Genomic DNA, 12,271 nt, shown 5'->3' on the forward strand with positions numbered 1-12,271 from the left:
AAATATTAATGATGAATGGTCTTTATTCATCATTAATATTTTTCACTTGCACAGTAGGGAGCAGGCCCGTCAGAGCACGTTTCGGAACCCCCATTTCCAAAGGATTTCTTAAGATATCCGCATTTACCCAGCATAATGCCCAGTCTTAAGTCTCAATTAAGTTTCCCCCGATATTCTAACAACATCAAATATGAAGGGAGGGCAACTTGATTAGCAGCTTAGATCAAACCAACAATCTTTTAGCCACGAAAGGAAGTTTTTAATTAATGAAAATTAAAAAATATTTAATCACCTTTGGAGCCGCAGCCGCGATGGTCGCACCAACATTCTTAGGTAGCGCGATTGCCAATGCTGATACAGTTCCAGCTCAACAGCAAGATAGAAAATCAGGCAGTGCTAAGCAATCCAAACACGCAAATGGTGACAACTTAACTCAAAGATCGCGTGAGAGCGGCAGTCAATATACCAACGATAACTCCGGCTATAACGTGACAGTCAAGGCAACCAATTTGATCAATACACTCCACTACAACGTGAAAACCTCGACAGATAGTGGCGCTTCAAGTGCTGATCCATTTTCAATCAGCATTTACAAAGATGGTGAGCTTTATAAGACGATCAGTTCATCAACTGGAACATTGAGTGGCAGCTTGTGGGTGGGCTCAGGCACATACTCGATTAAAGTCTATACCACCAGTGCTGCCAACCATTGGACAGGCGGATTAGCCACTTCCTAAAAGGTGCAATCTAACGGGATAAAGTTTTCATTTAGGTCAAATGAATACAAATGGGTCAATCTAAAAAGTGAGGCTGGGACAAAAGTGCAAACTTTTGCCTCAGCCCTTTTTAGTGGTTTCATTACTACTTAGTAAAAACGTGCTCAAATCGGCTGATCCCCTTAAATTCTGGGATCAAAATGCCTTTTTTCGCACTCTCGCTTTTTTGTGTTCGCAATGGACCTAGCTCTAAAGATCAGCGAGCAACATGGTACAGGCATATATCTGTCTTGAATAAGTTCACTTTGTGAAAATTACTTTGACATTTCTGCGATTCGTTATATCATAAAACCAGCCAAGTAATTGATTGGCCAATTGAATAAAGTAGTCTGGGGTGCCCTAAACGGCTGAGAAAACACCCATTGAACCTGATGCAGTTAGGACTGTCGAAGGAAGAACGAAATTCTTTTTTGTGTGAGCTAATAGATATAAAGTCGATTAAACTTTTACTCTGTTCCCTCTTTCTTCGAGGTTTTGAAGAAAGGGGGATTTTTTTATTTTCAAATAGTTGTAAATAATTGTGTGGAGGAAATCGAAATTGGCGAGTAAAGAAGCATTACTACAAGCAGTTGACGAGCATGAAAATCAGCTCTTAACGTTGTTGGAACGGTTAATTTCATTTGAAACGATGTCACCGCCAGCCCGTAATACAGTGGCGATTCAACAGTTTATTGATGCAGAATTAACCCAGGACGGATTTGAGACGAAGCGCGTGCCGTTTTATGAGGGCGATGAATTGCTGTCGGCTCAAAAAAATGGTTCTGATGCTAAAAATTACCATAGTTTACTCTTAAACGGCCATGTCGATGTCGCAACAGTTGACCGTGACAGTTGGCACACGGATCCATTTAAGCTGACTCAAAAAGGTGATTTGCTGTTTGGTCGCGGTGTCAGTGATATGAAGGGTGGCATTGCCAGCTTTATATATCTATTTTCCTTGTTTAAACAACTCGGAATAGATTTACCAGGCGATCTGCGTTTCCAATCTGTCGTTGGTGAGGAAGCTGGCGAGGCGGGTACGAAGACCTTACTGAAAAATGGTGAAACCGCCGATTTTGCGGTTGTCGGAGATACCAGCAATATGAACTTTCAGGGTCAAGGTGGGGTCATCACCGGCTGGATCACTTTGAAAAGTCCTCATATCTACCATGACGGTAACCGTGCCGCAATGATTACCACTGGTGGTGGCCTGAAAGCAGCCAACATGGTCGAAAAAATGATGGTTGTGATTCAGGCGTTGGAAAAATTGGAGCAATACTGGGGAATCACCAAAAGCTACCCTGGTTTTGCACCGGGAATTGACACGATTAATCCGGCTTATATCGAAGGTGGGCTGCATCCGGCCTATATTCCAAGTGAGGCTAAATTATGGATCACGGTTCACTTTTATCCAGATGAAAATGTTGACGATATCACTCATGAGATTGAGAACCAAGTGATTGCAGCTGCAAAATCCGATCCTTGGCTCAAAGATAACTTACCAACCTTTAAGTGGGGTGGTGATTCACTTTTGGCAGATAAGGGTGAGGTATTCCCTTCATTGGAGTTAGATCCACACCACCCGGGGATGCAGACATTGCAAAAGAGTTTCACTGAAGTGACTGGAGAACAGCCGACTTTGGGGATGTCGCCATCAGTATCGGATAGTGGCTGGTTCGGCTATTACCATATTCCAGCGGTCGATTTCGGCCCCGGTACCATGGAACAAGCTCACAGTGATAATGAGAGTCTCAGCTTTAAGCAATTATTAGAATATACACGGATTATGGCCGCATTTATTTATGATTGGTGTCATTCAAAAGGAGAACAATAATGAAAAAGAAATTTCGTCTACAGGATATTATTTTATTAGCGATCATTGCGATTGTCTTTGGTGCCATATTTGTCGGGACTGATTACCTTTACAACTTCCTGGCTGTGGCCATTGGACCCTTCTCAAATGAAGCCTTGTTCGGCCTTTGGATCATGGCTGGGCCACTTTCAATTTACTTAGTAAGAGTGCCGGGTGCAGCGATTATTGGTGAAGTTTTAGGAGCTGCCGCTGAAGTGATCTTTGGTGGAACATTTGGTGCCAGTGCCCTACTTTCCGGAATTGTTCAAGGAATCGGAAGTGAGCTTGGTTTTACGTTGTGGGGTTATAAAAACTGGAGCTGGCCGGTTCTGACAACTTCAGCTGTCACTACCACCGTTGTGTCATTTGGATATGAACTGTTCCGACTGGGATATGTCCACTATCACCTGCCAATGATTTTGGCATTGTTCTCAGTTCGTTTGGTCTCGGTCTTCTTCTTCGGCGCCGTTTGTGTTCGAGCCATTTTCAAGATGTTGAGCCGATCACAAGTATTGAAACAAGTTCAATAAAATTGGCAAATTAAAAGGAGAACTCTCATCGGGGGTTCTCCTTTATTGTGTCCTACATCGGTGTGGCCGCGCTGTTGGCGGTCTTTACCACTGTCAAAAAGTTCTTGACTATCAGCTTACCGACTTCTGGGTCGGTCATAATCGATTCCGGATGAAATTGAACGCTGTAAACCATGTCGGCTGGATTGCTGATGGCCATGATTTCGCCATCATCTGTTCGGGCTGTGATGTTTAAACTTGCTGGAACAGTCTGTGGATCAACGATTAACGAATGGTACCGAGCCGCCTCAAACTGTCTAGGACAATTCTTAAATAGTGGATCGTTCCCAACCAATTCCATCTTGGATGGCTTACCATGCATGAGTCGTGGCGCGTGAACAATTTGGGCACCGTATGCTTGGGCGATCGCTTGGTGTCCCAGGCAAACACCAAAAATTGGGACCTTGCCGAGAAATGCTTTCAAGATAGCTGGCATATTCCCAGCATCTTCTGGGCGACCGGGTCCTGGTGAGAGAATGATGCTTTCAGGCTTTTCTTTCATTAAATTTTCAACATTAATTGCATCGTTTTTGACGACTTGAATTGTGTCAGATGTTTGGGTACCAATTAATTGGTATAGGTTGTATGTGAAGCTGTCATAGTTGTCAATTAGATAGTGCATCTAAAACACCTCTCTTTTCTGCGGTTTCCTGTAGTGCGGTCACGATGGCTCTAGCCTTGTTATTGAATTCTTGATATTCATGTTTGGGAATACTATCGGCGACAATTCCGGCAGCGCTGCGGACAACCAAATCCTCGCCTTTTCGATAGGCTAATCGAATACCGATACACATGTCCAAGTCGCCGTCAAAACCGAGGTATCCCAGGCAGCCACCATAGAGGCCATGCTTATTGTTTTCGAGTTCACCAATAATTTTCATTGCGGAAATTTTAGGGGCGCCAGATAATGTTCCGGCAGGCAGTAATGAGTTGATAATGTCGATTGATGAAACCCCTTTGTCGACAGTGCTTTCAACCACAGAGCCCATATGCATGACGTTAGAGAACTTGAGCAGATTCCGATAAGCGGTCACTTTTACTGAGCCGAATTGACTAATGCTGCCAAGGTCATTGCGCCCCAGATCGATCAACATATTGTGCTCTGACAACTCTTTAGGGTTGTGTTGGAGTTCTTTGGCAAATGCGTCATCTTCTGCTTTGTCTTTCCCGCGGCGTCTGGTTCCAGCCAATGGGTAAGTGAACAGGGTCTGATCGCGTTTGGTAATCATGGTTTCCGGTGAAGCACCAATCGTTTCGAAATCGTTGTGGCGGAAGTAGAATTGGTAGGGAGAGGGGCTTTCCTTGAATAATGTGGGGGTAGCCGCAAATAATGATCCGGTCATCTTGGCGTGCTGCGGATTGGAAATTTGCACCTGGAAGATGTCTCCATCGACGATATGTTGTTTCGCTTCTGCAACTTTTTCCTCAAATTCGGTTAATGAAAATTGTAGTTTGAATGGTGTCATCGTAAGCGGTGGCAATGGTTGTCTGTCAGCTACCTGTAAGATTTCATCCTTCAACGAGTTCAATTTTGAAATAACCGCATGGTATTGATCGTTGAGCTGACTTGAAGGGATGACTTGAGTCAATGTGACGGTCTTGGTCGTGTGATTGTAAGCAATTACCTGATCAATCAGCAGTAAATCAACATCGTTGAGCCCCATCGAGTCGTTGACTTTCGGTAAGCTGGCTGTGGTGGCATAGCGCGCGTAATCGTAACTGAAGTATCCGACCAGTCCACCAGAGAATGGCGGCAAGTGATGGAACTTTGGCATCTTATTATTCGCTAAAATCCTTTCCAGGACAGGCTTTAATTCAGTTGTTTCATGTGAAACATCGCCTTGGCTGTCTGTGGTGGCCAACTCGCCATTTCGATAGGTCAATGTCAGGGTTGGATTTAAGCCAATGAACGAATAGCCATCTTCTGTTTTCTTGGGTTTCCCCGTTAATAAGAAGCAGGGCTTGTCTGGTTGGTCAAATTGTTGGGTAACCGCAATCGGATCAAAGTCACCCATTTCAAAATTAATTGAAATTGGTATAGCTGGAAAATCCTTGGTATATTGTTGTAATTGTTCTAAATTCATAATGATATCCTCCAATACTTTAGTTGGCTTTCTGAAAATACTAAAGCTGGATTTGCCATCGCTTTCTTGATGTTTTCATTTAAAATCCTCCGTTATATACAAAAAAATCCGCCCTAAATGTTTTCACATTAAGGACGGATTATTCCGCGGTGCCACCTTAGTTCAACTGATCAAAGAAAGACTATCTACCATATGTAAATCAAATCTTTCCCGTCAATTACGCTTAGCAAGGGACTAACATCCCTCCGGCAACTGACGTATGCCAACACGTTTCTTCGTACTTGTAAACTTTCGGAAGAACCCTCAGTGGTCCATTTAACTGTCTGCGTCCGGCCGCATTCTCAGCAATAGCGACTCTCTTTACGTGCACAACAATCTTGATCTCCACTTCAATGGTTTATTTAGGACGGTATTTAATTGTCATTAAAATTACGCTCTTTATGAGAAGATGTCAAGAAAATTAATAATTTATACTTTAGGGTTGACACATCCTCGAATTCATTATATGCTCTATGCAATTAAAATTTAACTTTCTTAGGAGATTCTAATCATGATAAAAATTAATTCAAAAATTAATCGATTTTATTACTATTGGTACGTTTAGTGTTCACACCGGACAGGATGTGGGCACTCACTCACATCCTGTGCGGCCAATAGTATTTCATCATGATTACTTACTTCGGTCACACAGTTATTTACCAAATATACTGCGGGACCAATTTTTTTACACAAAATTTCGACTCCCGTAGTGTTATATACACTGTGGGAGTTTTATTTTATTCAAAATAACGTCAAATATAGAAATGGAGATAATAGATATGATTATTGTACTTAAGGATGGACATGAAAACATTATTGATGAGATCAAGAGCCGCTTCACTGAAACCAACGAGGTATTTGTTCACAACAATCGAGTGGCGATTCAAGGCGTAAGTGAAGATGATTTAAATGCAGAAGAAAAGAATACGATTGATCTGATCATCGATAATGTTCCCGCTGCAGTTCAAGGCAGCCGCCTTTTTCACCCAGAAGACACGATTGTTACCACGCCGCATAGCCAAATTGGTGGCGATAACTTCACCATGATGGCAGGTCCTTGCTCAGTTGAATCCGCAGAACACGTCATGAAAATGGCTAAGGTCGCCAAAAGTGGTGGTGCAACAGTCCTCCGTGGTGGTGCCTTCAAGCCTCGGACCTCACCATACTCATTCCAAGGACTCGGCGAAGATGGTCTGAAATTCTTGAGAGCAGCAGCAGATGCTTACGACATGGATGTTTTAACCGAAGTTATGGATCAAGACCACGTGGCAATGGTTGAACAGTACACCGACATTTTCCAAATTGGTGCCCGAAACATGCAAAACTTCTCACTTTTGAAGGCTGTTGGTAAAACTCAGACTCCAGTAATGCTAAAACGCGGAATGTCTGCTACGATTGATGATATCTTAAATGCGGCTGAGTACATCGCAGCTGGTGGTAACCACAATATCATCATTACTGAACGAGGAATTCGGACATTTGATAACAAATACACGCGGAACACTCTCGATGTTGGTGCAGTGCCAGTGTTGCAAAAATTGACTCATTACCCAGTCATTCTTGACCCAAGCCACGCTGCCGGCCACACAGAGTTTGTCACTCCCGAAGCATTAGCCGGTGCAGCAGTTGGTGCCAGTGGGTTGGTTGTCGAAATTCACGACGATCCTGCCCACGCATTCTCCGACGGTGCCCAAGCATTGAAGCCAGACGAATACCGTGCAATGGCCCAACAAGCATTTGCCATTCGACAAGTCATTACCACCCCAATTCAAGAAAAAAGTGAGGTAAAGTTATGAAAATAATCAAAGTTGAGTTACCGGATCATTCATACAATGTGGAAATTGCCAAAGGAATCTTGGGCTGCACAGGCCAATTAGTCTCTAGTGTTTGGACTAAACGAAAAATCGCGTTAGTTAGTGATAGTAATGTTGCGCCACTCTACCAGGCAAAGGTTGCTGACGCACTTGAGGCAGTCGGTTTTACCGTTCACGAATACCAATTTCCGGCGGGTGAAGAGTCTAAATCATTAGAAGTTTTAGCTGACCTGGCTCGGCAAATGGCAGCTGATCGTTTTAATCGTGATGACGGTGTCATTGCCTTGGGTGGTGGAGTTACTGGTGATTTAGCCGGCTTCCTGGCCGCAACCTACATGCGCGGAATCAGTTTGATTCAAATACCAACCTCATTATTGGCACAAGTTGACAGTTCCGTTGGCGGTAAGACTGCTGTGGATCTGGACACTACCAAGAATATCATCGGCTCATTTTACCAACCTGATTTGGTGATTATTGATCCAGATACCTTAAACACTTTGAAGACTCGTGACTTAGTTGAAGGTTACGGTGAAATTGTCAAAGTTGCCGCACTTTCAGATGGTGACTTATGGAACTTGGTTAAATCAATCGACTCACCAGAGGATATCTTAGCGAATGCTGAAGAGTTGAGCATCCATTCCGTCCAATACAAGACGGATATTGTGATGGGCGACGAAAAAGAAGGTGGCCTTCGTCAGTTGCTAAACTACGGCCACACAATTGGTCACGCTGTTGAAGCCTTGGCAGATGGCGGATTACGTCATGGTGAAGCAGTTAGCATTGGAATGATTGCCATGCAGCAAATCTTTGAAGACAAAGGGTTGGCCTTACCAGGGATTACCCAAGAATTGCGCGAACGTTTGGAAGCAGTTGGCTTACCAGTCACTTCTGATTTGCTGGATTCTGATGAAGTCTTTGATAAAATCAAAAACGATAAAAAGAACCGTGACGGTCATTTGAGCTTAATTTACGTCCATACAATTGGTGGACCGGTTATTAAATCAATTCCTAGTGATCAAATCCAGGAATTTCTTGATATTAAGACCGTTAAGGCTTGATGTTTCATGTGAAACAATATCATGTAATAAAGTAGCATCCAGGATTTTAATGTCCTTGGTGCTTTTTTGTGGAACAATTACGCGTGAATGAAAGAATTGGTTTTCAATATGTAGTAGACTGCTACACAGGGGGTGCTGTATTGAAAAAGTATTTAGCAAAGGGTATTGCAGTTGTTGTTGCACTGGGTGGGCTTTTTGCCTTCTCAAATGTTACTCAAGTGCAAGCAAAATCCAGCTATCGGATTACCAAGACAAAAAATTATTCATCAAAAACACCATTCTATAATAAGGGCAATGCCTACATGTGGAACGCGTCTCATACTAAGAAAATATTGAATATGAAAAATCATCCACGAACTCAATGGTACCGGGCCAAAAGTGTGATTATGAAGCATGGTAGCAAAAAAGCGGTTTACTACAAATTGGTTAATGTTTATAAGCCTTGGAATGGATATGTTTGGCGCGGAAATCTCGTGAAGGGATATGGCCCAAAGTATTCAGGCCATTACCGAATCGGGTATTTCAAACTGAATCAGGACTTTCCGACTACGATCAACGTTGACAATAATCCGGTCAAGGTGACATTACCCAGTGGAACCGTTTTTCGTGGCGCAACATATGTTTATAAACAAAAAACTTGGATTACATTGTCAGTTGGATCTTTAAGTAATCATTTCTTAACCAGCCTGGGCATTAAGTTAAACTCCAGTCAATTTGACGTAAGAAATATTACTTTGCTGTATTCGAGCAAAGACTTAAATCCCACTCCGCCAAGTTATCTGACGTCGATCAGTGCCCCCGACTTTCTCTTTCCAAGAACAACGGGTGATACAGATGGCAAGACATCGCCTGACTGGCAGAACAATTTGTACGTCGGGAAAAGTGAAATAACGTGGGGCGCTCAGTTACCATATTTGAGAACCACAACGGACGGTTACGTTGAGTATTATGGTAATATAACAGGTCAGACCCAAGGATTTTCAATTTGGGGAAATCCACTTGGAGTCCCACCAACTGCAAGTGAGCAGATTCTCGACTCTGAGAAATCTGGGAATACTTTAACCCTCTATTATGCTAGTCATATGGAGGGCCTTCAGGATAAACAGGTCACGCATAATGGCCGTTCGATGTATCAACTGATCATTCAAAAGCAATCTGAACCAGTTGTTGTTAAAAATTATTACTCTGACGGTAAACTGAGTGAAAAAACAGTTTACGAACAATATTTAGTAGGTGGCCAACCTTTCCATAATCTGGATTTGCAGTATGATTATGAATATGGTGATTGATCAGTGAAGAAGCCAGTTCCGGCAATGTCCGGTACGGGCTTTTTGTTTTCATGAATACTGTCTAAAATTTTTGTCCCCAATTATAAAAAATGGTAACCTCAATGTATAGAGTTTTTTCGATTGATTAAAAAGGGAGACGGACAAATTGGCCAAACCTCGTCCACGCGAACAAACATATGAATTTACTGACAAACCCTCCTACCGCGAATGGCTGATCGAAACAGTCCGGGCAGCCTTGCCAGATGGGTTGGAACTGGCTGCAAGCAATTATGCTCGCTCGACGGCTAGTTCATATTGGTTGATTAAAGGATATGATGAGCACCAACAAGTTTATTGGGTGACGCTCCGAGTGGCGACTCATCGACTTTGGCTCCAAAACGCTCATCAAATTGAAGTTCTCTGGGAAGAACCGGGGACTTTTGGTGATTTATTTAATGCTGTTTCGGACAGCCTGCACCCGATTGCTGTTCAAGAGGCAAAGTTTAGACTGAGCCCGTTAGATATCGCGGTCCTCAACCTGTTAATCACTTTAGAGCATCACAAATTAATCTGGTTTATTCGGATGATTCCTGACATTGCCAGGGCACATAAGGATAAACTGTTTGATTTAACTACTGATTTTTTGGATTGTCAGTTGTTGCTTGGTGATCGCAATAATGCCAATAACTTATTGCTGCCAATTGACGTACCGGCATTTCAAAAAAAATTGGCGACGTTCTTTGGTGAAAACTTGTTATTCTCTCAATTTACCAAACATTCATTACTCAAGTTGCTCCCCACCAATCAATGGATTCAACCGATGCTTGATGAGCAGGGTAACGATGGTGAATGGGAAGACGAGATTCGGGATGCATATGGGCAGGACTTTGTTGATCTATGCCACCGTGAATTGAAACATCAGGAAAAAATCTATAAGAAAACCACTTAGTCATTGGCTAAGTGGTTTTTGCGTCACAACTAGTTAACTTGTGTTCTTTTAGCACCATGATCCTTAAATAAATACCCAAATCCCCTGATGGTTGTCAACATCTGGGGATTTTTTGGTTCAACCTCAATTTTCTTCCGCAGGTTACTGATATGGGTGTCGATAATTCGCAATGTAGCGCCCGTGGTATTGCCCCACACAGCAGAAGCAATCTGCGTACGACTGAGAACGGTGTTGGAATTGCTGACAAAGAATAGTAGTAATTTGTACTCAATCGGACTCAAATTGAGTTTTTGATTCCCATTATTAACTTCAAATTTACTTAAATCGATTTTCAGGTGCCCAACCACCAAACTTTCCGACTCCTGACTCTGCTGTGTCAGCTGGAGATTGTCTTTATTTTGGTAAACCCAAATTTTTTGGACGATTCGAGCGACAATCTCACTCGTAGATTCTCCGAAGATGTAATCATCCAAGTGATAATCTAAAAAATAGGAACAAACAGTTTTGATTGGTCGTTGCTTTTCATCTAATAGCAGGATTGGCCCAGCGATTTGGCTGCGCAGGATCTGCAGCTCTGAAGCATTTGCCGGCAATTCCGTGGTACTTAAGTCCCAGACAACTCCGGAAACTTGTTGAAGCAGGTGGTCAAGTGGTTCAAATGAAACCCTGGTATTAATTTGAAAGGCGGCAAGCAGCTTCTCAAGCTTATCCGCCAGCTTTAAGTTTTGGCTGATCAATAAGATTTCCAATGGCATCCGGTCTTCCTCCATATTAGCTAAATTGTTTACATCTTAAGTTATGCCATACTTTTTGATGGAATTGTGATGTTTTACGTTACTTTTACATAAACGAAACTCGATATTTACATGCTGTTGTTATATTAACAATGTACTTAAATGAGTACTAAAAAAACTTGGGTTTTCATTAGGAGGAAATCGAATTATGAAAAAAAGATCTTTTTTTTCAACTATTGTAGCAGTAGCAGCTGTGGGAGTTTTGCTTGCGGGGTGTGGTTCAAGCAGCTCAAAGTCAAAGAAGTCTTCAGCTGATTCGAACGTCAAGATCACAGCTGTTGGATCAACTGCCTTACAACCATTAGTTGAACAAGCAGCCAGCAATTATCAAAAAGCAAATTCAGGTGTTAATATTTCTGTTCAAGGTGGCGGTTCTGGAACTGGTTTAAGCCAAGTTCAAACCGGCGCGGTTCAAATTGGTAACTCAGATATCTTCGCAGAACAACAAGATGGTATCAAAGCTAAGGAATTAGTTGACCATCAAGTCGCCGTTGTTGGAATGACACCAGTTGTTAACAAGGACGTCAACGTCAGCAATTTGACCATGGCGCAATTAAAGGGCATCTTCACTGGTAAGTACACTAACTGGAAACAAGTTGGCGGTAAGAATGAGAAGATCACCGTTGTCAACCGTGCCCAAGGTTCAGGTACTCGTGCCACATTTGAATCAGCTGTCCTTGAAGGTGCTAAAGCAGTTAAGGCTCAAGAACAAGATTCAAACGGTACTGTTCAAAAGATCGTTTCAAGCACCCCTGGTACGATCAGCTACTTGGCATTCTCATACGTTAACAGCAAGCTTAAAGCCTTGTCAGTTAACAATGTAAAGCCAACTGATGCCAACGTAACCACCAACAAATGGAAGATCTGGTCATATGAACATATGTACACCAAGGGTCAACCAAACAAAGCAACTAAGAAATTCTTAGACTACATGAACTCAAGCAAGGTTCAGGACAGCTTAGTTCAAAAACTTGGTTACATCAGTATTCATGATATGAAAGTTACTAAGAACGCTAGCAACGCTGTTAGCGAAAAGTAATTAGCAACATGAAATAAACAAATAAAACCCAACGGAAGGCTGAAGGCAAA

11 protein-coding genes and 1 riboswitch are annotated in these 12,271 nt (G+C 42.5%); of the genes, 8 read left to right on the forward strand and 3 right to left on the reverse strand.

What is annotated here, in order from left to right:
• Window positions 1-266 precede the first annotated feature (266 nt).
• From FD05_RS02895 to FD05_RS02905, 3 genes are all read left to right on the forward strand, one after another.
• Window positions 267-737, forward strand: coding sequence for a hypothetical protein (locus FD05_RS02895; protein WP_020281645.1), 471 nt, complete (start codon window positions 267-269; stop codon window positions 735-737).
• Between the two features lie 359 nt (window positions 738-1,096).
• Window positions 1,097-1,188: riboswitch (TPP riboswitch) on the forward strand.
• A gap of 126 nt (window positions 1,189-1,314) precedes the next feature.
• Entirely contained in the window at window positions 1,315-2,589 is a 1,275-nt protein-coding gene (locus tag FD05_RS02900; RefSeq protein WP_020281646.1) for an acetylornithine deacetylase, read from the forward strand.
• Window positions 2,589-3,137, forward strand: coding sequence for an ECF transporter S component (locus FD05_RS02905; protein WP_020281647.1), 549 nt, complete (start codon window positions 2,589-2,591; stop codon window positions 3,135-3,137). Before FD05_RS02900 ends, FD05_RS02905 begins: the two co-directional genes overlap by 1 nt.
• Window positions 3,138-3,189: 52 nt before the next feature.
• Here the strand turns inward: FD05_RS02905 and FD05_RS02910 are convergent, their stop codons facing one another.
• Together FD05_RS02910 and FD05_RS02915 are read right to left on the reverse strand one after the other, a co-directional pair.
• Entirely contained in the window at window positions 3,190-3,798 is a 609-nt protein-coding gene (locus FD05_RS02910; protein WP_020281648.1) for an anthranilate synthase component II, read from the reverse strand.
• Window positions 3,782-5,260, reverse strand: coding sequence for an anthranilate synthase component I family protein (locus FD05_RS02915; RefSeq protein ID WP_020281649.1), 1,479 nt, complete (start codon window positions 5,258-5,260; stop codon window positions 3,782-3,784). Before FD05_RS02915 ends, FD05_RS02910 begins: the two co-directional genes overlap by 17 nt.
• Window positions 5,261-6,078: 818 nt before the next feature.
• On the opposite strand from FD05_RS02915, the gene aroF reads away from it, so the two are divergent.
• The 4 genes from aroF (at window position 6,079) to FD05_RS02935 (ending at window position 10,388) form a co-directional block, all read left to right on the forward strand.
• Window positions 6,079-7,095 carry a 3-deoxy-7-phosphoheptulonate synthase gene (gene aroF / locus FD05_RS02920; protein ID WP_020281650.1) on the forward strand — a complete coding sequence of 339 codons (1,017 nt, stop codon included), beginning with the start codon at window positions 6,079-6,081 and terminating at the stop codon, window positions 7,093-7,095.
• Complete coding sequence (gene aroB / locus FD05_RS02925; RefSeq protein WP_020281651.1) at window positions 7,092-8,171, forward strand: 3-dehydroquinate synthase; 1,080 nt, start codon at window positions 7,092-7,094, stop codon at window positions 8,169-8,171. Before aroF ends, aroB begins: the two co-directional genes overlap by 4 nt.
• Window positions 8,172-8,311: 140 nt before the next feature.
• Complete coding sequence (locus FD05_RS02930) at window positions 8,312-9,460, forward strand: hypothetical protein (RefSeq protein ID WP_051990648.1); 1,149 nt, start codon at window positions 8,312-8,314, stop codon at window positions 9,458-9,460.
• Window positions 9,461-9,605: 145 nt separating this feature from the next.
• Window positions 9,606-10,388, forward strand: a complete 783-nt coding sequence (locus FD05_RS02935) for a hypothetical protein (RefSeq protein ID WP_020281653.1) — start codon at window positions 9,606-9,608, stop codon at window positions 10,386-10,388.
• A 29-nt stretch (window positions 10,389-10,417) separates the two neighbouring features.
• On the opposite strand, the gene FD05_RS02940 is transcribed toward FD05_RS02935, so the two are convergent.
• The gene (locus FD05_RS02940; protein ID WP_020281654.1) at window positions 10,418-11,143 is read right to left on the reverse strand and encodes a response regulator transcription factor; all 726 of its coding nucleotides are present in this window, start codon (window positions 11,141-11,143) and stop codon (window positions 10,418-10,420) included.
• Between the two features lie 187 nt (window positions 11,144-11,330).
• Between FD05_RS02940 and FD05_RS02945 the strand changes: the two genes are divergently transcribed.
• Complete coding sequence (locus FD05_RS02945; protein ID WP_039933135.1) at window positions 11,331-12,221, forward strand: phosphate ABC transporter substrate-binding protein PstS family protein; 891 nt, start codon at window positions 11,331-11,333, stop codon at window positions 12,219-12,221.
• Window positions 12,222-12,271: the final 50 nt, after the last annotated feature.

The sequence above is a fragment of the Lentilactobacillus otakiensis DSM 19908 = JCM 15040 genome (assembly GCF_001434145.1).
GTDB classification, from domain to species: domain Bacteria; phylum Bacillota; class Bacilli; order Lactobacillales; family Lactobacillaceae; genus Lentilactobacillus; species Lentilactobacillus otakiensis.